At 63.6% G+C, this 22,777-nt stretch carries 13 protein-coding genes and 1 riboswitch; of the genes, 7 read left to right on the top strand and 6 right to left on the bottom strand.

Annotated elements, in window-relative coordinates:
* Window positions 1–4 precede the first annotated feature (4 nt).
* The 3 genes from ACQ4WP_RS24170 to ACQ4WP_RS24160 all read left to right on the top strand — a co-directional run bounded on the left by ACQ4WP_RS24170 (window position 5) and on the right by ACQ4WP_RS24160 (window position 2,922).
* Complete coding sequence (locus tag ACQ4WP_RS24170) at window positions 5–1,321, top strand: sensor histidine kinase (protein ID WP_436525073.1); 1,317 nt, start codon at window positions 5–7, stop codon at window positions 1,319–1,321.
* A gap of 238 nt (window positions 1,322–1,559) precedes the next feature.
* Window positions 1,560–2,084: an FxDxF family PEP-CTERM protein gene (locus ACQ4WP_RS24165; protein WP_436525071.1), complete on the top strand. Its 525-nt coding sequence runs from the start codon at window positions 1,560–1,562 to the stop codon at window positions 2,082–2,084.
* 58 nt (window positions 2,085–2,142) lie between these two features.
* Window positions 2,143–2,922, top strand: a complete 780-nt coding sequence (locus tag ACQ4WP_RS24160; RefSeq protein WP_436525069.1) for a spermine/spermidine synthase domain-containing protein — start codon at window positions 2,143–2,145, stop codon at window positions 2,920–2,922.
* An 11-nt stretch (window positions 2,923–2,933) separates the two neighbouring features.
* Here the strand turns inward: ACQ4WP_RS24160 and ACQ4WP_RS24155 are convergent, their stop codons facing one another.
* Entirely contained in the window at window positions 2,934–3,539 is a 606-nt protein-coding gene (locus ACQ4WP_RS24155) for an imm11 family protein (RefSeq protein ID WP_436525067.1), read from the bottom strand.
* Between the two features lie 31 nt (window positions 3,540–3,570).
* Complete coding sequence (gene pdxR, locus ACQ4WP_RS24150; protein ID WP_436525065.1) at window positions 3,571–5,088, bottom strand: MocR-like pyridoxine biosynthesis transcription factor PdxR; 1,518 nt, start codon at window positions 5,086–5,088, stop codon at window positions 3,571–3,573.
* A 104-nt stretch (window positions 5,089–5,192) separates the two neighbouring features.
* Here pdxR and ACQ4WP_RS24145 point away from each other — a divergent pair, with 104 nt between their 5' ends.
* Window positions 5,193–5,852 (top strand): pyridoxamine 5'-phosphate oxidase family protein, encoded by a 660-nt coding sequence (locus ACQ4WP_RS24145; protein ID WP_436525063.1) that lies wholly within the window; start codon window positions 5,193–5,195, stop codon window positions 5,850–5,852.
* An 85-nt stretch (window positions 5,853–5,937) separates the two neighbouring features.
* Window positions 5,938–6,768, top strand: a complete 831-nt coding sequence (locus ACQ4WP_RS24140) for a class I SAM-dependent methyltransferase (RefSeq protein WP_436525061.1) — start codon at window positions 5,938–5,940, stop codon at window positions 6,766–6,768.
* Between the two features lie 41 nt (window positions 6,769–6,809).
* Here ACQ4WP_RS24140 and ACQ4WP_RS24135 read toward each other — a convergent pair whose 3' ends face one another.
* From ACQ4WP_RS24135 to ACQ4WP_RS24125, 3 genes are all read right to left on the bottom strand, one after another.
* Entirely contained in the window at window positions 6,810–8,447 is a 1,638-nt protein-coding gene (locus ACQ4WP_RS24135; RefSeq protein WP_436525059.1) for a serine hydrolase, read from the bottom strand.
* A gap of 22 nt (window positions 8,448–8,469) precedes the next feature.
* Window positions 8,470–10,329 (bottom strand): M1 family metallopeptidase, encoded by a 1,860-nt coding sequence (locus ACQ4WP_RS24130; RefSeq protein ID WP_436525057.1) that lies wholly within the window; start codon window positions 10,327–10,329, stop codon window positions 8,470–8,472.
* Between the two features lie 116 nt (window positions 10,330–10,445).
* The gene (locus ACQ4WP_RS24125; protein WP_436525055.1) at window positions 10,446–12,854 is read right to left on the bottom strand and encodes a M1 family aminopeptidase; all 2,409 of its coding nucleotides are present in this window, start codon (window positions 12,852–12,854) and stop codon (window positions 10,446–10,448) included.
* A 145-nt stretch (window positions 12,855–12,999) separates the two neighbouring features.
* Window positions 13,000–13,182, top strand: a riboswitch (yybP-ykoY riboswitch).
* 8 nt (window positions 13,183–13,190) lie between these two features.
* On the opposite strand from ACQ4WP_RS24125, the gene ACQ4WP_RS24120 reads away from it, so the two are divergent.
* A complete protein-coding gene (locus ACQ4WP_RS24120; protein WP_100875287.1) occupies window positions 13,191–13,766 on the top strand; it encodes a TMEM165/GDT1 family protein in 576 nt (191 codons plus the stop codon).
* 113 nt (window positions 13,767–13,879) lie between these two features.
* On the top strand, window positions 13,880–14,104 hold the full coding sequence (locus tag ACQ4WP_RS24115) for a hypothetical protein (RefSeq protein ID WP_436525053.1): 225 nt from the start codon (window positions 13,880–13,882) through the stop codon (window positions 14,102–14,104).
* Here ACQ4WP_RS24115 and ACQ4WP_RS24110 read toward each other — a convergent pair.
* A complete protein-coding gene (locus tag ACQ4WP_RS24110) occupies window positions 14,101–22,740 on the bottom strand; it encodes a glycoside hydrolase family 94 protein (protein WP_436525094.1) in 8,640 nt (2,879 codons plus the stop codon). The genes ACQ4WP_RS24115 and ACQ4WP_RS24110 overlap by 4 nt on opposite strands.
* Window positions 22,741–22,777: the final 37 nt, after the last annotated feature.

Genomic DNA, 22,777 nt, shown 5'->3' with positions numbered 1-22,777 from the left:
CCCCATGCGCCTCTCCCTGCTCACGCGCTGGACGGCGCTGATCGTCACCTTGCTGGTGCTGGGCATAGTCATCGCCCTGCTGCTGGCGCATGTCCTGCCTGGCCAGCCGCTGCTGGTGCTGGCGGGTACCCTGCTGTGCGTGCTGCCGGTGGCCATCATTACCATCCGCGCGCAGCTGCAAGCGATGCTGTCGCTGTTTCGCGCCTTGAGCGGCACGGTCGCCAGCTACCAGGACGGCGACTTCGGCTTCAGCTTGCGCTGGCCGCAGAACGATGAACTGGCCGACTTGGTGGCGGCCCACAATGCGCTGGGCGACGTGCTGCGCAAGCAGCGCCTGGACCTGGTGCAGCGCGAACTGCTGCTCGACACCATGGTGCAAAACACGCCGGTGGCCATGCTGCTGGTGGCCGAGGGCAGCGCCATCGTGTACGCCAACCTGGCCGCGCGCCAGTTGCTGCACCACGGCCGCCGGCTCGAAGGACGCCACCTGGCAGACATCGTGCGCGAGGCGGCACCGGCCCTGGCCGAAGCGCTGGCGCGCCGCAACGACGGCTTGTTTACCAGCGGCGAGGGGGAACAGGAAGAGGTGTATCACCTGGCGCGGCGCAGCTTCAGCCTGAACGGGCGCAAGCACGAACTGCTGCTGTTGCGCCAACTGACCCTGGAACTACGGCGCCAGGAGGTGCAAACCTGGAAAAAAGTCATCCGCGTCATCAGCCATGAGCTCAACAACTCACTGGCGCCACTGGCCTCCCTGGCCCATTCCGGCGCCGAGCTGGTACGCCGCGGCCAGACCGAACGCCTGCCGCAAATCCTCGCTACCATCGAGGAGCGCACGCGTCACCTGGAAACCTTCATCCTCGGCTATGCGCGCTTTGCCAAGCTGCCCGCACCGCGCCTGACGCCGTGCGAGTGGCAACCCTTCCTCGCCAGCCTGGCCTCGCAAGCGACTTTCACGCTCGACGGCACGCCGCCCGCGCAGACGGCCGTGTTCGATGCGGCGCAAATGCAGCAAGCGCTGCTGAACCTGCTCAAGAATGCGCTGGAATCGGGCTCGCGGGAAGAGCATATCGGCCTGCACGTCAGCCAGGCGCAAGGGCAGCTGCGCATCGAAGTGCGCGACCGCGGGCCGGGCATGAGCGGTGCCGTGCTGGAAAACGCGCTGGTGCCGTTTTATTCCACCAAGCGCAGCGGTACCGGACTGGGCCTGGCCCTGGCACGCGAAATTGCCGAAGCGCATGGCGGGCGCATCACCCTGGCCAACCGCGAAGGCGGTGGACTGGCGGTGACCTTGATTCTTCCCTTGCTAGACAGAAATTAGTTCCTGATGTAACGATTTTTAGATCACATACCGCATGATTATTTTTCAGTAAAATATTGACAATTATAGTTTTCAATAATGCAACCATATGAGCGCCATGCCCGTATGTTAGAAATAAGCTATTTAAGTTTGCATAATGATATAAAAATAGCTGATTGACAATGAAATGTCTTGGCGATAATTTATCTGAGCGGCACGGTTTTTTTGAAACATTAATCGTTTTTTCGCGGGGATAAATATGAAACTGAAATCACTCATCGCAGCAGCGGTACTGGGCGCTGCAACCATCGGCAGCGCATATGCTGCGTCGTACACTATCAACCTGACCAACACCACCGGCAACCTGTGGACGGGAGGCTTCAACGCCACCCCCAGTCCCCTAGGCGCCTTTACCGATACGTTCACCTTCACCCCGGATGCAACCTTCGGTTCGACCGCGCAAGCCTTCCTTGCCAACCTGTCGGTCACGGGCAGCGACCCAGCTTCCATCAACTTCACCAGCGCCAATCTGAACGGTATCTCGCTGACCGGTTTTGGCGGCCCCACCGTCTTCGGTTATGCCCAGGGCGAAGTGCTGGCACCAACCACCCTGCTGTTCAACGGCCCGATGATCCTCACGGTCATGGGCAGCAGCAAAGGCGGCAGCTATGGTGGCACCTTCAACCTGAACCTGGCCCCGGTCCCCGAACCGGAAACGTATGGCATGCTGCTGGCCGGCCTGGGCATACTGGGCTTCCTGGCGCGACGCCGCAAACAATCTTGAGCGCACCACCAAAAAGACGCTACGGCGTCTTTTTTCATGCGGCTGCTACACTGGCGCCATGACGACCGATTTTATCTCCACCAGCAATACCGCTTTCAGCCATCCTGGCCATCCGCCGGCCACCACCACCGAACACCGCGGCATCCGCTACCTGCACCTGGGTACCAAGTGGGTGCAGGGCGCGATGCGCCTGGACAAGCCCGACGCCATCGAGCTCGAATACGTGCAGATGATGATGATGTGGATGCTGTTCAAGACGCAGCCCAAACGCATCGTGCAGTTGGGACTAGGCAGCGCTGCACTGACCAAATTCAGCTACCGCCGCTTCCCCGACGCCTCGGTCACGGCCATCGAACTCAATCCGAATGTGATCGCCATCTGCGGCGCCCAGTTTGCGCTGCCGCCGAACGACGCGCGCCTTGATGTACGCGAAATGAATGCGCTCGACTTCGTGCTCGATCCTGCCAACCATGGCACAGTCGACGCGTTGCAAGTGGATCTGTACGACCAGAACGCGCGCGGCCCCGTGCTCGACACGCCCGAGTTCTACCAGGCCTGCTTCGACTGCCTGGCAGACGACGGCATCATGTGCACGAATGTCTTCGGCGACTTTCCCAACTACGACAAGAATTTGCAGGCGATGGAACTGGTCTTCGACGCCGTCGTCTGGGTACCGGAAATGGAAGATGAAAACATCGTCGTGCTGGCCTTCAAAAAATCGCCATCGCTAGACTTCAGCGACTTGTACGAACGCGCCGCCACCATCAAGAAGCAGTTCAACCTGCCCGCCAAGAACTGGGTCAACGGCTTGAAGCAGTGGATGCTGGAGCAGCAGTAAGCCATGCGATCTCATTCCAGGACAGGCTGCCAATGTCCTGCGGCGCGATAAAACCCCAGGCTCTTGCCGCCGTTGAAGCACGCGGCCTTCATGAGGCCAGCCAACTCGCTGGAAATCAACAGGTCGCCCGACTGCGCATCTCTCGCGATATGCCTGGGCGCCAGTTCCTCGTCGCGCAAAAACGTCCGCGTGAAGTAAATGACATTGCCAGCATCATCGGTTTCCGCTTTTGAACGCTGCAGGTCGACCACCTGCACCTGGTGAGCCGCGTTCAGTATGTAAAACGGCTGCTCCAGCAACTGCCCACCGGCCATGATGCATGCGGGGGGGATCAGCTCGATATCCTGCCCGGTGGCGTCGGCGAGAAACCCGGCCAGGCGAGCCGAGACCAGCGGCACGTCCCCCAGCAGCCACAGGCAGTCATGCTTCAGGAGCTTTTCCCTGGTGCAGACGAAATACACGGGAGGCCTGTCCATGTCGGACGGATACGCTGTTCCCTGCAGCAGCGCCAGGTAGTCGAAATTCGATAGTGCCGCCTCATACGCGCCATGCTGCTTGTCGTAGGAGCCGGTCAGTTTGTCATTGTAATCAACGGGGGCTTTCCAGCTCAGTATCATGGGTAATCGTCTTCCTCGGCCAGGCAACGGCCTATTGTGCCCGCTTCGCCTGCCCAGCCGCGCCAGCTTGTGCAAGCAGCGCGCCCAGGCGGCGCGCCAGGCCATCCATGTTCTCGGCCGGCACCTGCGCATAACCGAGCAGGAAACCGTTCCAGCCTGCGCCTTCGCCCACCCTGTCGCCCGTGCCATGCGCCGACAGCGCCAGCGCCACGATGCTATCCTGCGCGGCGCTCCGGCTCAGCGCCAGGTCATCCCATGCGCCATCGTGAAAACGCAGCGCCAGGTGCATGCCGGCCGTGCCGCCATGGATGGCCGCGCCGCCACATGCATGGCGCTGCAAGGCCTCGCTCAAGGCATCGCGGCGCTGGCGATACAGGCGGCGCATGCGCCGCACATGGCGCGCAAACAGGCCACTGCGCAGGAATTCGGCCAGCGCCAGCTGCTCGGCCACGCGGCCCCGCGCGGCGCCCTGCGCCTGCATCTGCGCGAAGGCCCCGGCCAGCGCGGCCGGCACGACGATAAAGGCGATGCGCAAGGCGGGAAACATGGTCTTGCTGAAGGTACCCAGGTACACGACAGGCGCGTCTGCCACCAATCCCTGCATGGCAGCCAGGGGCGGCCCGCCATGGCGAAATTCACTGTCGTAATCGTCTTCGATGATCAGGGCGCCTGCGGCACGGGCGCGTTCGAGCAGCGCCATGCGGCGCGCGGGACTGAGCACGCTGCCGGTCGGATACTGGTGCGACGGCGTCGTGTAAATCAGGCGCGGCGGCGCCGCGTTCCAGTCGTCGTCTGTCGGGGCGATGCCATCCATGTCTACCGCAATACCCGTCACCTGCAGGCCGGCGCCACGGCCCGCCGCCAGCGCGCCGCCATAGCCGGGGTGCTCGATCCATAAGGTATCGCCCTGGTCGGCAAAGGCGCGCAAGCACACATCGAGGCTGCTCTGCGTGCCGTCCGTGATGAACACCTGGCCCGCATCGCACACGACGCCGCGCGCGGCGCGCAAATGGTCGGCAATGGCCATGCGCAACTGCGGCTCGCCGGCAGGGTCGCCGTAATTGAGCTGGCGCGGCGTCAGCGCGCGCCACGCGCGGTCCAGCATGCGCCGCCACTGCGCCAGCGGAAATTCGTCCAGCGCAGGCACGCCAGGCGCGAACGCGCCCATCGCGTCAGCAGGAAACACCACTGTCGCATTCACATCCTGTCCCGCCACGCCGCGCAAATGCCGGGCACGGTGCGACAAGCCATCCTTGCTGCCGGCCGCCGGCGCCGCCACCGGCACGCCGGCGCTGCCAGCGACCACGGTACCGCGCCGGTCCGGCAAGACAAAACCTTCGCTGGCCAGCTGCTCGTAGGCGTACAGCACGGTATTGCGCGCCAGTCCCAGTTCGGCCGCCAGCACGCGCGTGGCGGCCAGACGCGTGCCCGGAGCCAGCTGGCCGCCGCGGATCGCCGCGCGCAAGCATTCATGCAGCAGGCGCTGGCGCGGCCAGCCCCGCTCGCGGTGCGTGCGCTCGAACGCACCCAGCAGCAAAGAAAAATCCATACGCCTCCTTATGGCTCTACATTATTTGTCATCCCTGGATCTTTTTTCAGAGCCAGATGCCGATTATAGTGCGGCCTGCTTCTTCAACCAACCGGACTGCCACCATGACCGCTACCGCCCTGCCTCCCAGCCCCCGTACCCGCGTGCGCCGCGTCGCCGAATTGGCCAGCTACGAGCAAGCCACTCAGTACGACATCCTTGATGCCGCCTTCCTGTGCCATATCGCCTTCCGCGACGACAAGGGCAGCCATTGCATCCCGACAGCCTGCTGGCGCATCGGCAGCCACCTGTACATCCATGGTTCGAATGGCAGTCGCATGCTCAAGCAACTCGTCAACGACACCGACGTGTGCGTGACGGTGACCCATCTCGACGGCCTGGTACTGGCGCGCTCCGCCTTCAACCACACGATGAATTACCGCTCGGCGATGGTGTACGGGCAGTTTGAAAAAGTAAGCGATATCGGCCAGCAGCATGCGGCCATGGATGCGTTGATGGAAAAGCTGGCGTCGGGACGCCTGGCGCACGTGCGCGGCGGCAGCGCCAAGGAATACGCGGCCACCACCGTGCTGCGCATCGCGCTCGACGAATGCGCCGTCAAGCTGCGCAAAGGCGGCCCGCTTGACGACGCGGCCGACATGGCGCATGCCGTCTGGACGGGCGAACTGCCGTTTACGCACGGCCGTGGCGCGGCCCTCGCCGATGCGCTCAACACCAACGAAATGCCCGCGTATGCCGCCGCATGGAGTACGGAATCTGCTTGACCGGCCGGCGTGCTTGCCCGATGATCGGCATTGATGGCGATCGCCACCAACTCACCAACCGATCCAATCACGCATGGAGCATATGATGATGAAGCGAGTATCCCTGGCCTCGGCCCTGGCAGTCATGCTGGCCTGCGGCGGCAGCGGTGCGGCACTGGCCGCCGATGCAGGCGACGCAGCCCTGAAGGCAGCCATCGCCGGCAGTGCGCGCACGCCGGCCAACGCGCTACGCGACAGTGCCCGCCACCCGTATGAAACCCTGACGTTCTTCGGCATCAAGCCGGGCATGACGGTGGTCGAACTGGCGCCTGGCGGTGGCTGGTACACGGAGATCCTGGCGCCCTACCTGCGTGACAACGGCAAGCTGATCGCCGCCGGCAACGATCCGCAATCCGCCAGCGAAGGCGCACGCCGCGGCGCGGCGCGCTTCCAGCAAAAACTCGACGCCAATCCAGCCGCTTTCGACAAGGTGGAACTCGGCGCCTTCGCACCGCCCGCCACCTACCGCATCGCGCCCAAGGGCACAGCCGACATGGTGCTCACCTTCCGCAATATCCACAACTGGATACCCATCGGCGAAGCAGGCATGCAGACCCTGTTCAAGGAAGTGTATGACAGCCTGAAACCGGGCGGCGTGTTCGGCGTCGTCGAGCATCGCCTGCCAGCGAACAAGGCGCAGGATGCCACGGCCAGCAGCGGCTACATGCACGAAGCGTATGTGATCAAGCTGGCCGAAGGCGCAGGTTTCAAACTGGCGGCCAAGTCCGACATCAACGCCAATCCAAAAGACACGGCGGACCACCAGGGCGGCGTCTGGGCGCTGCCGCCGACCTACGCCAACAAGGATGTGGAGCGGGCCAAATACACGGCCATCGGCGAGAGCGACCGCATGACCTTGAAATTCGTCAAGCCATAGTGTGAAAAAGGCCATCTCGCGGTGGCCTTTTGATTCCTGTTTTACTTCTTACCCTCTTTCTGCTTCACCGGCACCAGGCTCAAATCCTGGAAGTCATAGCTGAAATCCGTCTCGGCCGACACGGGCGCCATCTTCACCCTGTCGATGCTGCCATCGGGATTGAGCGAGAACGTCACGTAGGCATCGGCGTTGAAATTGCGCTCTTTCCAGCGCACGATGAAGGTGTCATGCTGCCAGTGTTCCAGCTCGCCCGTCAGGTCCGGCGTGCGCGTGAAGCTGAGGATGTGTTTTTTCCCCTCCGGCTTGATCACGACCTTGCCATACCAGGCATCCTCGTACTCGCCGTCGTACGCGGCCAGCGGCAGCGACGGCTGCGATTTCGCCGCGCGCGCGCTCGACGCCTTGCCCTGCTTTTTCACTTCCTCGGCATGCTGGTCCTGCTCCACCTTGGCCACCAGCGCCAGCCAGTCCGACGGCGCCGCCTGCAGGTAATGATCGAGGATGCGCCATTGCAGCGCCGTCATCGAACCGCCATTTTCCGCATTGGTGAGAATGGCCACGCCCAGTTTTGCTTCCGGCACCATCACCACGCGCGAATAAAATCCCTGCAACGCGCCGCCGTGCATGGCCACTTTCATGCCCCTGTAATCGCGCAGCTGGAAGCCCAGGCCATATGCGCTGAAATTCGGCTTGGTCGCTGCCAGCGCCGGCTTCGGCTCGGGAATCTTGATCGGCGTTTGCGCCGTCCACATTTCGCGGCCCTGCTTTTCGCTGAACAGGCGCGCTTCCTTGCCATCCTTGTCCTGCACGCCAGCGATCTTGCCGCCATCGAGCAGCACCATCATCCACTTGGCGATATCCTCCGCATTCGTGTTGATACCGACGGCACCCACGGCATTCGGCACGGGCATGGACTTGACGGCGGCGATCTTGCCGTCGATCTTGCTGTGCGCACTGGCGACGTCGGGCTTGCCCGCGTTCTCAAGAAGGTTGGTGGTGGTGCCCGTCATGCCCAGTGGCGCCAGGATGCGTTCGTGCATGGCCTCGCCCCAGCTTTTCCCCGCCTTGTCGGCGATGATCTTGCCGGCCACGATATATAGCAGGTTATCGTAGGCATAGCTGTTGCGAAAACTCGTGGCCGGACGGATGTAGCGCAGCTTCTCGATAATTTCGTCGGTGCTGAACGTGGTGGTCGGCCACCACAGCAAATCGCCCGCGCCCAGGCCAAGGCCACTACGGTGCGTCAGCAGGTCGCGCACGGTCATGGCGCCCGTCACGTAGGAATCGTACATCTGGAAGCCGGGCAGGTGCTTGGTGACGGGATCGTCCCAGGCCACCTTGCCATCGTCAACCAGCATGGCCAACGCGGCGGCCGTGAAGCCTTTCGAGTTCGATGCCACTTCGAACAGGGTCTGCGCATCGACGGCCGCCGGTTCACCCAGCTTGCGTACGCCAAAGCCCCTGGCGGTGATAACCTTGCCATCCTTGACGATGGCGATCGCCATGCCGGGCACGTCGAACACTTTCAGGGCGGTGGCGACGTCGCGGTCAAGATCAAAGGCAGGCGCGGGCGCCGGCGCGGCAGCAACGACGGGGGCGGCGTCAAAGGCCAGCGCCGGCATGGTGATGCTGGAAAACGCCAGCACGATGGCGGCGGCGAGGCGGTTCATGGTATGCATGGTCAGAATGTCCAAAGAAGATTCAATGCGCTTGCGCGGCCATCAATTTATCGACGCTTTCCTGCGTCACCGGGTGGTAGCGTGCGCGCGCCTGCGCATACACGTCCTTGGCCCAGGCATGGCCTTGCGGCGTTTTCATCAAGGCGCTGTACAGGGGCACGACGAACTTCTGGCGGCCCACGCTCATCAGGAATGCCTGCAGCGGCGGCTGCACGTCGTAGCCGGCGTTGACGGCAGCGAGGTAGAAGCGGTAAGCCACTTCATTGTTGCCGCTCTTGCCCACGCTGTAGACCTGGTCCAGTTCGCGCAACTGCGCTGCGCTGGCCTTGTTGTTGATGTCGTTCAGGAAGTGCATCGATTCGATGGCGACCCACTTTTCCATGCCCAGCTCTTTCGTCGCCAGCTCACCCTTGAGCCAGGCGTCGCGGTGCTGGTCCAGCAACGCCAGGCGCGGCGAGACGACGCGTTGCGCGCTGGCCGGCACGCCGGTGCCATACAGCCATTCATCGAGTTCCGTTTCCGGCATCACCTCCGGATGCTGCGCCAGCAGGTTCTTGCGCAGGTAGGCGATGAACTGCTCCGTCGTCACGCTCTGGAACGCATGCTGGTCGAACCAGCCGCGCAGGAAAGGATCGAACACGGCACGACCGGCACGGCGCTCCATGGTAGCCAGGAACCAGGCGCCTTTCGGGTAGATGATGCCGTCGTCCGTGTACGTTTCCGCGGGATTGGCATCCGCATCGCGCGTGATCAACGCCGTTTTCGCCGCTGGCAATTCCTTGATCGACGCGGCCAGTTCTTCCTGGTCGACCTGCACGCCCATCTGCGCCACTTCGCTGCCATACAGCTGCTCGACGATGCGCGTGGTGACGTAGGTGGTGAAACCTTCGTTGAGCCACATGTGCTTCCACGACGCGTTGGTGACCAGGTTGCCCGACCACGAGTGGGCCAGTTCATGCGCGATCAGGTCGACCAGGCTGCGATCGCCCGCGATCATGGTCGGCGTGAGGAAGGTCAGGCGCGGGTTTTCCATGCCACCGTAGGGGAACGATGGCGGCAGCACGATCATGTCGTAGCGTCCCCAGCCATACGGACCATACAGCGCCTCGGCGGCCTGGATCATCTTTTCCGTGTCGGCCAGCTCGTATTCGGCCGCCTTGATGCGCGGCGGTTCCGCATACACGGCGGAGCGGGGACCGAGTTTTCGCACGTCCAGTTCGCCGATGGCGATCGCCAGCAGGTACGATGGAATCGGCTGCGGCATCCTGAATTTCCAGCCGCCCTTGCCCGTCGCCTTTTCGTCATTCTCGGCGCTCATCACGACGCGCATGCCTGCTGGTGCATCGATGCGCGCACTGTAGGTAAAGCGCACGGCCGGCGTATCCTGCGACGGCACCCACGAGCGGGCGTTGATGCTTTGCGACTGGCTGAACATGAAAGGCAGCTTGCCCGACATGGTCTGCTGCGGCGTGAGCCACTGCAGCGCGATGGCGTTGGGCGCCGTGTGATAGTAGACGCGCACCTTGCCCGGCTGGCCCGTGGTAGTGATGCTCAGCGCCTGGCCCTTTTCCGGGTCGGCCTTGTCCAGTTGATACGGCGCCATCTGCCATGCGCCGCGCTTGTCCTGCACCTGCACTTTCGCGATCGACAAATCGCGCGTATCGAGCACCAGGGTGCGCGCCGCCGGGTCGATCCAGTTCAAGGACAGCTCGGCATAGCCGGAGAGGGTCTTTTGCTTGAAATCGGCTTTCAGGTCCAGCTGCAGGTCGCGCGTGCGCACCTGGTCGTAGCGCGCGTAGCTGAGGGGGTCGGCGTGCGCAGCCAGGGTTACCTGGCAAAGTAGCGCACAGCCCAGGGTGCGCAGGAAGGTCAAAGTTTGCATGGTCGTCTTTTGAATGATTTGCGAAAGCCCCGGTCCGTGTGCGCCGAGGCGTCGCGCAGAATAGCACTTCCGGCGCAGGCCGGCAGAAAAAAAGCGCCGGACTGGCCGGCGCTGTTTCACTGCGTCGTTTCTGGCCGGGCTTCGGGCTTGGTCCCGGCCTTGGCCTCGGACGCCTTGAGCAGCGTATTAAAATCCTTCATCAGGTTATTCTTGTCGCGGTCCAGTTTGAACAGTTCCAGGCGCGATGGCGTGATTTTTCTCGGCCAGGCATTGTTGCTGGTGTCGATGTCGGCCGTCTCCCAGTACGGGTCCTGCACCAGCCCCACCATCGGCTCGTCGGTGACGATCACCTTGCTGATCTTGTGCGGCGCATAGCGCCACACTTCGGCCGGCACGCGCTCGATGATCTTCTTGCCGCTTTTTAGTTCGATCTCCAGGATCAGCGGCATCACCAGGCCGCCGAGATTCGAAAAGTCGACCAGGTACAGATGCTTGCCCAGGTTATGCTGTTCAAGCAGTTTCCGCTCCCACGGCTCCAGCGCTTCCTGCTCCTCCGCATAGCTGTTGCGGTCCTTGTTGGTGACCGTGAATTCATCATGCCGGTTATAGAAGTCCTTCAGTGCGGGGTCCAGATCGACCTTCTTTGGCAACGCCTTGTTGCGCTGGTCCGAGATCGAGATGGGTTGCGCGGCCTTCTGCGCCTTCTTCCACGCCTTTTCCGTTTCTGGATTTCTCGTGCTCACGCCATATTCGCTGATGCCGTCGATGCTGATATCAACTGCGTCAGTGGTATAAAACCAGCCGCGCCAGAACCAGTCCAGGTCCGTACCGGACGCGTCTTCCATGGTGCGGAAAAAGTCGGCCGGCGTGGGCCGCTTGAACTTCCAGCGCAAGGCATACTGCTTGAAGGCGAAGTCAAACAGTTCGCGCCCGAGGATGGTCTCGCGCAGGATGTTGAGGGCCGTGGCCGGCTTGTCGTAGGCATTCGCCGTAAACTGCAGCAAAGACTCGGAATTGGTCATGATGGGTACCTGGCCCTGGCTGCGCATGTAGTCGACGATCTTGCGCGGCTCGCCATTCCAGGAGGGGAAATGCTCTTCCCACGCCTGCTCGGCCAGGTATTGCAGGAAGGAATTGAGGCCCTCGTCCATCCACGTCCATTGACGCTCGTCCGAGTTGACGATCATGGGGAAATAATTGTGGCCCACTTCATGGATGATCACACCGATCAGATCATACTTCGCCGTCTTCGAATACGTCAGCTCGCCCGTCTTCTTGTCCTTCACGGGACGCCCGCCATTGAACGAAATCATCGGATACTCCATGCCGCCCACGGCGCCATTGACAGAAATGGCGTTCGGATACGGATAGTCGAAACTGTACTTGTTGTACTGCTCGATGGCGTGCACGACGGCGCGCGTGCTGTACTGCTGCCACAGCGGATTGCCCTCGTTAGGATAATACGACATGGCCATCACGCGCTTGCCGCCGCTATTCAAACCCTGCGCATCCCAGATGAACTTGCGGCTCGACGCCCATGCCACGTCGCGCACATTGGCCGCCTTGAAGTGCCAGGTTTTCATCCCCGCCGCCCGGCCCTTTTCCGCCGCCAGCGCTTCGGCGGGCGTGATCACCAGCAGCGGCGTATTGCTGTTTTTCGCCCGCGCCAGGCGCTCGCGCTGCACCGCGCTCAACACGCTCGCAGGATTTTGCAGCTCACCCGTGGCGGCCACCACGTGATCGGCCGGCACAGTCAGATACAGTTCGTAGTCGCCAAACTCCAGGGTAAACTCACCGGAGCCGAGGAACTGCTTGTGCTGCCAGCCGGCGGCGTCGTAATACGCGGCCATGCGCGGAAACCACTGCGCAATCTGGAAAATCGTGTTCTTGTCGTCTTCAAAATACTCGTAGCCGGACCGCTCAACCAGCACCTTCTGGTCATTGATTTTGTAGGACCAGTCGATGCCAAAGCTGATGCTCTGGCCGGGCGCCAGCGCCACCGGCAAATCGATGCGCAGCATGGTCTGATTGACGACATACGGCAGCGGCTTGCCGCTGGCCGCTTTCACGGCGGTGAGCTTGATGCCGCCGTCAAATTCGCGGCCCGCGTGGATGGCGCGCAAGTCCTCGAATTTCAGCGCTTCCTCTTCAGTGCCGCTGAGCCAGGCCTGGCGCGACGGCGCGCTCAGGACGCGGCGCTGGTCGGCATCCTGGCGCAAGCCATTCTGGTCCAGCTGCAGCCACAGATACGCAAGGCTGTCAGGCGAGCGGTTGTGGTAGGTGATCTGTTCGCTGGCCGTGATTTCGCGGCGCGCTTCGTCCAGCGTGGCGCGGATCACGTAATCGGCCCGCTGCTGCCAGTAGGCGTGGCCCGGCGCGCCGGACGCGGTGCGGTAGGCGTTGGGCGTGGGCAGCAACTCTTCGAGCTGGCGGAACTTGTCGTCGAAGGGCGCCGCGGCGCACAGGCCTGGCAAGGGGGCAAACAAGGTCAGGCACAAGGCAAGCAAGCGGACAAGGACCGGCATGGCGCATTCCATCTGGGAGTCGTGAACAGACTGCATTCTAAGTCGAGTCTGTTTGCAAATCGCTCATTGTTGTGGAAGTCCCACACACAAGCCCGCGCCGCGCCGCGGCGGCACTGGCGCGGACGCGGCCATTGGCGTATGATGCGCCTCGAACATTGGGGAGTAGTCGTCCCGCGGTCCTGCCGCGGGAACCTGTATCAACATGATTGGCCCGCAGGCCATGGTGCAGGTGGTTGAAGAACTTGACGAGACCATTGATCCAGGGCGGCCGCATGGGCCGGAGTCGCCCGTGGATCATTGGTTAATTCGTCCGGCCCGCGTACCTCTTGCAATCTCATGGAAGCATTCCTCATCTCCACCGGCATCGTCGGTCTCGCTGAAATCGGCGACAAAACCCAACTCCTGGCCTTTTTGCTGGCTGCCAAATTCCGCAAACCCTTGCCCATCGTGCTGGCGATTTTCGTCGCCACCATCGCCAACCACGCATTCGCCGCCGCCGTCGGCGCCTGGATCACCAGCATGCTGGGACCCGACGTGCTGCGCTGGGTACTGGGCGTATCCTTTTTGGCCATGGCCGCCTGGACCCTGATCCCCGACAAGCTCGATGAAGACGAGACGAAGCTGGCCAAGTATGGCGTCTTCCTGACCACCCTGATCGCCTTCTTCATGGCGGAAATGGGAGATAAAACGCAGGTGGCAACCGTGGCGCTGGCAGCGCGCTACCACGACATTGTTTCAGTCGTGCTGGGCACCACCTTCGGCATGATGCTGGCCAACGTGCCGGCCGTGTACCTGGGTGACAAGATCGCCAACCGCGTGTCGCTGCGCCTGGTGCACGGCATCGCGGCGCTGGTCTTTGCCGTGCTGGGCGTGGCAACCCTGCTGGGCGCGGGCGCAGCCCTGGGGTTTTGATACACCGGAAAACAATTTCTCATTTGCAATACCAATGCTCATAATTGCAATGTCGCGAACATGAACACCGGCGCGGTGCGACCGAAGGGCAGCCGCGCTTTCTTGAGGAATGTATGTATTTGAATGGAAAGATGGCGGCGCTGTGCCTGGCCGCTTGTGCAAGCCAGGCCGGCGCCGCGGCGGCCCATACGCAGTGCCAGGCGGCGGCTACGCACACCGCCTACCCTTCCCACCCCGACACGAATGAAGTATCCACGCGCGACCTGCTGCTGTTGGGCGCAGGCGTAATCGTGCTGCTGGCACGGCGCCGGCCCGAACACGACACATGGCAAGATTAAAGCAACAGTAGCACTGCATACTCGCGGCCCTCGTCACGCAGGGCGATGCTGGTGCCATCCTGCGCCACGCCATCGAGCGACAATCCTGCAGGCCGCCCTTGTGCCTTTTCCACCGTGATGGCATAGCTGCTGGCACCGAAGCGGTAATGCAGCTTGAAGCGGTCCCATTCGGCCGGCATGGTAGGCGCCACGCGCAGCACATTCGCTTCGCGCGTCAAGCCGAGCAGGGATTCGACGATCAACCGGTACAGCCAGCCCGACGATCCCGTGTACCAGCTCCAGCCGCCGCGCCCCACGTGCGGCGCCACGGCATACACGTCAGCCGTCACCACATACGGCTCCACCTTGTAGCGCGCCACCGCCTGCGCATCAACGCCATGGCGCACGGGGTTGATCATGCGCAGCAGTTCCCACGCCTTTTCGCCATCGCCCATGTGGGCAAACGCCATCGCTGTCCAGATGGCCGCATGCGTGTACTGACCGCCGTTCTCGCGCACGCCCGGCACATAACCGCGGATATAGCCGGGATTGAGGCTGGATTTGTCGAACGGCGGATCGAGCAGCTGGATCACGCCGAGGTTTGTGCCAGGCCAGCGCCGCACCAGGCGCGCATCGACCTGGCGCATGGCGCCGGCGACGCGCTCCTTGTTGGCCGCGCCCGACAGCACACCCCAGCTTTGCGAAATCGAATCAATCTGGCATTCCTCGTTCGTATGCGATCCCAATGGCGTGCCATCGTCGAAGTAGGCGCGCCGGTACCACTCGCCATCCCATGCATGTTCCTCGACGCTGGCCGCCAGCTTCACCGCTTCGTCGCGGCAGAACTGGGCAAACGTCGCGTCGCCGCGCAGCATGGCCACCTCGGCGAAGCGCTGCAGCACCTCGTACAGGAAGAAGGCCAGCCAGACGCTCTCGCCCTTGCCGTGTTCGCCCACCTTGTCCATGCCGTCATTCCAGTCGCAGGAGCCCATCAGCGGCAAGCCATGCACGCCCAGGCGCAAGCCATGGCGGATGGCGCGCACGCAGTGCTCGTACAGGTCGGCCGACTCGCCAGAGCGTACTGGCAGGTCGTAGTACGAGTCCTCCTCCGGCTTGACAGCGCGCCCTTCGATAAAGGGGACCACTTCCGACAGCACGTTGACGTCGCCCGTGGCAATCACATAGCGACAAGCGGCCAGCGGCAGCCACAGGTAATCGTCGGAGCAATGCGTGCGCACGCCCCGGTCCGATGGCGGATGCCACCAGTGCTGCACGTCGCCTTCGACAAACTGGTGCGCCGCGCACAGCAGCAAGTGGCTGCGCAGCAGATGCGGCGCCGTGTGGATCATGGCCATCGCATCTTGCAGCTGGTCGCGGAAACCATACGCGCCGCCCGACTGGTAATAGCCGCTACGCGCCCACAGCCGGCAGGCGATGGTCTGGTACATCAGCCAGCCATTGGCGATCACGTCCAGCGACGGGTCGGGTGTTTCGATGCGCACGGCGCCCAGGGTGCTTTCCCAGTGTGCGCGTACCGCGTCGAGCGCCATGCGGGCTGCATCCTTGCCCGCATGGCGCTGCACCATGGTACTGGCGTCGGCATTGCGGCGCCCGCCCACGCCGAGGAGGAAGACGATTTCGCGCTCCTGCCCCGGCTGCAGTTCAAACGGCACCTGGATCGCTGCGCACGGGTCCAACCCCGTGCCCGCCTTGCCGGACAGGCGCACGCGGCGCAAGGCCGCCGGCCGTGCCAGGCTGCCGTTGCGGCCGATGAATTCATTGCGGTCGCAGGTGATGGAACGGATGCTGGCATCGGTGTTGAAAAAACCGACCCTGCCCGAAAACTCCGTGTTGTAGTTATTGCGCGCAAACAGCGCTCCGCTGATCGTGTCGACTTCGGTCGCCACGTGCATGCCGGACTTGGCGCGCAGGTCGGCCAGCACCCATTCCACGTAGCCCGTGACGGACAGGCGGCGCGGCACGCCGCTGTCGTTGCGTACCTTGATCACCGAATATTTGACGGCTGCATCCAGCGCCACATAGGTGCACAATTCGGTGACGATGCCACCTTCGCTGTGTTCAAAAATGCTGTAGCCAAAGCCGTGGCGCGTCACGTAGTCGCCGCTGCCGCGCGCCGGCAGGGCGGAGGGCGACCAGAACTGGCCACTCTGCTCGTCGCGCACGTAAAACGCTTCGCCGGACAAGTCGGACACGGGGTCGTTCTGCCATGGCGTCAAACGGAATTCATGCGCATTCTCGCTCCAGGTATACGCCTGGCCGGCTTCCGACACCACCGTGCCAAATTGCGCATTGGCCAGTACGTTCGACCATGGCGCCGGCGTCTGCTTGCCTTCGCCCGTGGTGATCACGTATTCGCGCCCGTCGGGCGTAAAGCCGCCCAGGCCATTTTCCAGGATCAGTTCGCGCTTTGGCGCGCGGTGCGGCACGCCGCCATGTTCGCGGGCCGGGTCCTGCAGCAGCGGCGGCATGCGCAGCACGGGGCTGGGCGGGCGCTTGACCTGCTCTGCCAGGGTGCCGCGCAAGTCGCTGATGATGGCGCGCGCCACCGATTGCAGCAAGATGCGGTCTTCATTGGCAATCTGCTCGGCCAGGCGCACGAAGATACCGCCCGGGCGATCGATCGCCTGCGCATCGATGCCCGAGGCGATCAGGCCCATGATCTGGTCGTGCAGCAGCTGGCGGTAGCCCGACTGCTCCTCGTACCAGATCACCAGGTCCACCACCAGCCCTTTCAGGCGCCAGTAGGCATGCGCCTGCACCATCTGGCGCGCCAGTTCGATATTGGCCGCGTCGCGTATCTGCAGCAGCACGATGGGCAGGTCGCCCGAAATGGCATACGCCCACAGGCCGGACTGGCCGCGCTGGTTCTTGATCAGGATGCCGGCCTCGGCGCGCAAGGCCGCATTCGGATAGATCACGGCATTGGCCAGGCGCGCATACAGCTGCGCATCGGCTTCGCTGGCATTCAACTGGCGCAGCACCACCTGGCTATGCGTCCAGGCCAGTTCGAAGACGCGATCGGCCAGGTGGCGGTCCTGGTATTTGTCGATCAGGTGCAGCGCCGCCTCGCGCTGCTCGGCCATGCCGGTGACGCTATCGACCGTCACGGCCTGGTCGGGTTCGAGTGTGATGACGTAGCGGATGGCCACGATGGGGTCGAGCACGGAACCGTGGCCGCCACCGAGCGGACCACTCTCCTGCAGCGCCTGCGGCAGCTGCGCCGTGTTGCCGCGGCCGATGAAACGGGCGCGGTCCGTCTCGAACGACACGGCATAGTGCTCGATATCGTGCACGGTCATCACATGCAGCAGCCACGGCATCTGCTCGTCCTTCGAGCGGGGCCGGCGCGTGCACAGGATCGCATTTTCATGCGCCAGGATTTCCGTCTGCACGAACAGCTTGCTGAACGCGGGATGCGCCGCGTCAGCCGCCGCCGGCGCCATCACCACTTCGGCAAAGCTGGTGATCTCGATGCGCCGCTGGCGGTTCGAATTATTACTGATACGCGTGCGCCGGATTTCGATGTCGTCCTCGGGCGAGACGACGATTTCCGTGTACAGGTCCAGGCCATGGTCGGCACGGCGAAATTCCGCGCGGCCCTCGGAAAAAATCACCTCGTATTTCTTCGGTTCGGCCAAGGTCGGCTGATATGTGGTGGACCAGACGGCACCGTCGTCGAGGTCGCGCAGGTAGCAAAAGTTGCCCCAGTTGTCGCGCGTGCTGTCCTCGCGCCAGCGCGTCACGGACAGGTCTTTCCAGCGACTGTAGCTGCCGCCCGCATTGCTCACCATGACGTGGTAGCGGCCATTCGACAGCAGCTGCGTTTCAGGCACGGCGCTGTTGGCCTGCGTGAGGATGCGCATCGGCATGGCCTGTTCGGGCGCACCGCTGCGCAGCACTGCCAGTTCGGCCGTGTTCGAGTAAAACGCACCTGCCTGCGGCGTACGTTCCTGCAGCACCAACAAGGCCGATTGCAGCAGCGGATCGGACTCGAAGCGGCGCTGCATCGGACGGTCGTGCAGCAGGTAGCTGAGGGCCAAAAAGCCCATGCCCTGGTGATGCACCATGAACGAGCGGATGACGGCGCTGCCCTGCCCGCGCGGCAGGCGTGCCGTAGTGAAGTCGATGGCCTCAAAAAACCCGTAGCGGCCCATGTAACCGGCCGCCTGCATGCGCTGCAGGTTCTGGCACGACGCCTCCGGCTGCACCATCAGGCCCATCATGCTGGCGTACGGCGCCACCACCAGGTCGTCGGCCAGGCCCCGCTTCAGGCCCAGCCCCGGCACGCCAAACGCGCGGTACTGGTAATTCAGGCTGGCATCGACCGTGTTGTAGCCGGATTCGGAAATCCCCCACGGTACATCGCGCTGGCGGCCATAATCGATCTGCGCCTCAATGACGGAGTGATACGTCTGGTCGAGCAGGGTGTTGGGATAATTCGGCATCACCAGCAGCGGCATCAGGTACTCGAACATCGAGCCGCTCCACGACAGCAGCACGGGCTGGCCGGCCACCATGCACAGCTGGCGTCCCAGCGCAAACCAGTGCTCCTGCGGCAGCTGGCCCTGGGCGATGGCGATGAAGCTGGCCAGGCGCACTTCGGAAGCGAGCAAGTCGTAGCAGCTGGGGTCGAGCCGCCGTTCGCTGACGTTGTAGCCGATGGCCAGCAGTTTGGTCGACGGGTTGTACAGGAAGCCGTATTCGATCTGCGCGAAGTCGCGCGCCTGGCCTGCGGCATGGGCGATGTCGCGCATGTGGCGGCCCGCCTGCTCGCGGCCCTGCGCCAGCATGGCGGCCAGCTCCGGCGGGGTGCCTTCCGGGGCTTCCAGGTTGGCCAGTTCGCGCAGGGTCGGCACGCGCAGCCACGCCGCATCGAGGTCCGCCTGCGCCGCCCACGGCGCCAGTTGCAGCAACTCGGCCAGCGCCGCGCGGCACTGGCGCGCCAGCGCACCGCTCCACATGGACAGCTCGCCATCCTCGCGTTGCAAGGTCAGCGATAACAGCGCGTCGGCCGCGCCATTCGCGGCACTCAGGTAGGCATGCCATTCGGGCAGGCTGGCTGGCGCGGCCGGCATCTGCAGCAGGCTCATGCTGTCGCGCATGGCCTTGCCTTCGCCTTCGGCGGCGATGAATTCCTGCAGCACCTGCGCCGTCGTGCCAATGCCCTGCACCACCTGCGCGCCGATGATGGGCGCGTCATACAGTTCCACCAGTCCCGGCTGCAAGGTCAGCAGATGGCCGGCCAGGTTGCCGCTGTCGACCGTCGAGATATACATCGGCTGCAGCGCCTTGAGCGTTTGCGTGTCGTACCAGTTGTAGAAATGACCCTGGAAGCGCTCCAGCTCCCCCATGCTGTGCAAGGTGGCGCGGCTACGCTCGATCAACTGGCCCAGGGTGAGATAGCCGAAGTCGTAGGCCGTCAGGTTGGCCAGCAGCGCCAGGCCGATATTCGTCGGCGAGGTGCGGTGCGCCACCACCAGGTTCGGATGCTCCTGCATGTTATCGGGAGGCAGCCAGTGATCGTCCGGTCCAACGAAGGTCTCGAAATACGCCCAGGTCTTGCGCGCCACGCCATGCAGGAAACGCCCCTGCTCGGCCGACAGGCGCGCCACGGCCCGTTCGATGGGGCGGCTGATCCACCAGGCGATGGCGGGCGCGGCCAGCCATAGCAGCAGCACCACGGCGGCGGCCGGCAACGCTGCCGGACGCCAGTGCAGCAAGGCAGCAAAGGCGGCCAGCGCCAGCGCCGGCGAGCACCACATGGCGCGCCAGCTGTCTGTCTGCGAACCGGAAGACGTGTGCAGGTTCGAGGCACGCCAGTCGAGCAAATGCTTGTGCGACACGCCCAGGCGCCACAGGGTACGCACAATGGCGTCCAGGCTGATCCAGGCCTCATAGGGCAGGAAGACGAGGGTCAGCATGGCATGCGAAAACTGCACGCCGCAGCGCCGCTCGAACGCGGCCAGATGCTGGCGCCACAGGGTGTCGCGCGGTTTGCGCAACAGATCGTACAGTGCGGAAAAGACGGGCGGCAGGAAGATGATGGCCAGCACCGCCACGCTCCAGAAAACCACGTGCGGCAGGAAACCCCATACCAGCAGCAGGGACAAGGTGGTAGCCGGCGCCACGACGCTGCGGCGCAGGTTGTCGAACAGCTTCCAGCGCGACAGCATCGACAGGGGATTGCGTTCGCGCTTGCCGGCGCGGCCCGGCACGCGGCCCAGCAACCAGCCGATCAGCTGCCAGTCGCCGCGTATCCAGCGCTGGCGGCGGCTAACGTCAGCGTCATAGCGGGCAGGATATTCTTCATACAGTTGCGAGTCGCTGAGCAAGCCGGCGCGCAGGTAGCAGCCTTCCAGCAGGTCGTGGCTGAGGATTTTATTGTCGGGCAGGCGCTGCCCCAGCACGCGTTCGAACATGTCGAGGTCATAGATGCCCTTGCCGATGAAGGAGCCCTCGTAAAACACATCCTGGTACAGGTCGGAGACGGTGCGCGTGTAGGGATCGATGCCCGGTTCGCCGCCGCACAGCAGCTCGTAGCGTGAAGCGTTTGCGCTGGGCAGCGCCACGGCCACGCGCGGCTGCAAGATGCCGTAGCCGGCTATCACGCGCGTGCCGGCCGCGTCGAGCACGGGTCGGTTCAGCGGGTGCATCATGGTGGCGATGAAGTCGCGCGCCGCGTCGCGCGGCAGCTGCGTATCCGTGTCGAGCGTGATCACATATCTGATGGTGCGCAGGCCGCGCAACTCGCCTTCCACCAGCGAGAATTTGTCGCGCGCGCCGCCGCGCAGAAAGGCATGCAGGTCGGACAATTTACCGCGCTTGCGCTCCTGCCCCATCCAGGCATTTTGCTGCGAATTCCACAGGCGCGGGCGGTGCAGCAGCAGGAACGGCCCCATATGGCCCAACTCTTCGCGTTCGGCCGGGTCGCCGTTTTCCTTGAACTCGCTGCCCTCGACGCGGTACTTATCGTTCAAGCCACGGATAGTGTCCTGCGCCTGGCGCAGCAAGGCTACGTCGCCGGGCATCGTTTGTGCATCCGCGTCGACAAAGTCGGTCAGTAGGCAGAAACGCAGGTTCGGATCGCGGTTGGCCAGGTAGCGCACTTCCAGCGCCTCGCACAGGGTGGCCACGTTTTCCTCGCTGTAGATCAGGGTCGGCACCACCACGATGCCGCGCCCGTCCGACGGAATGCCGGCCTGGTAATCCATGCGCGGCAGCGGATGCGGCGACGTCATCAGGGTCGCCAGCCAGTTCACCACGGCCACGGCCAGCTGGCTGCTGCCCAGCAGCGCCAGCGCACCCAGCGCCACCAGTGGCCAACCCTGCACGCCATGGCGCACGGCGCGCTCGAGCAGCAGCGCGCTCGTCGCCAGGCTCAGGAAGCAGATCGCGCCGAGGTAGACGGCCAGCGGCGCGGCGCGCGCCGTATGCTGCAGCGCCTCGATGAAGGGCAGCTTCGCGCCGGCCTGCTTTTCCAGCACCAGCACGCCGCGCCCCACCAGGTAAAAGCCGATATGGCCACGGCGCGCATCATTGCCGTTGCCGTGCGTGTGCGCCAGTTGCACCACCATCTCGGCCACTTCCACTTCGCTGCGCGCGCTGCGCCTGGCGATGCGTTCGATGACGTGGCGATAGCTGTCGCGCGTGGCGAAATCCATCAAGCCATAGGTGCCGGCCGGGTCCAGCCGCAAGGTCTGCTCGACGACGCTCATGGTCTCGACAAATTCCTGCCAATCCATGGTGCCCAGAAAACGCAGGCTGCCGATACTGTTGGCGATCGACACCTGGTCGGCCGCCTGCTGCCCGATCTCGGACTGGATCTGCTGCTCGATGGTGAGACCCGATTCGGCCAGCTTGTGCGTCAGCCACGACAGGGCCAGGGTCAGCGACGAACTCTGTCCCTGCAGGCGGCGCGACAATTCGGCCACGAAGGCGCTGGTCATCGGCGGATTCGAGCGCGCCATGTCGGCTACCAGCAGGATCAAGCCGCTGGGATTGCGCTCGGCGATGTCCGTCATCTGGTCGGCCCAGGTATTGGCCAGGTCGCGCTGCATGCGGTCATCGGCCACGCGCACGGCCACGCGGCGCAGGTTTTCGATCAGGGCCAGACGCAGCATGATGGGCACGGCCCACAATTCGCCCAGGGTCAGGGTGGCGACATCCTGGTAGGCCTCGATGAAATGGCACAGGTTTTCCAGGTCGACCCGGCCATCGCCATGCGAGATGATTTCCAACGCAATTTTATACACACGCGGGCAGCCCGCGTCCACGCCCGACGTCAGCCGCGGCAATTCCTTGCTGTAATTCTTCGGCAAATGGCGCCGCGTGGTGCGGATCTGCTCTTCGATCAGGTAAAAATTATCCAGCAGCCACTCCGAGGCGGGCGTGACCTGGCGCCCGCTCTTGACGGTGGCCGTCAGTTCATTGACGGTGGCCGTGATCAGCGCCGCATTGTCGGCCAGGCGTGCCAGCAGGCGGTCACGGCCATGATGCCGTCCCACCGCATGGCCGAGGGCCACATGCTTGCCGTGGGCGGCCATCTGCATGGCGCTGAATAACTCGGAGCGCAGGGGCAAGGCATCGTCGCGCGCAGCGTCGAAACTGTCCGGTGCAAGGGGATGGTCGCGGAAGATTTCCTTGAATTTGGAAATCTGTTCCTTGATCTGCTGC

The sequence above is a fragment of the Janthinobacterium lyxosi genome, from assembly GCF_051380665.1.
In the GTDB taxonomy this organism is placed as follows: domain Bacteria; phylum Pseudomonadota; class Gammaproteobacteria; order Burkholderiales; family Burkholderiaceae_D; genus Janthinobacterium.
Note: the sequence above shows the minus strand (reverse complement) of the source record. Positions and strands in the feature narration are given on the sequence as shown.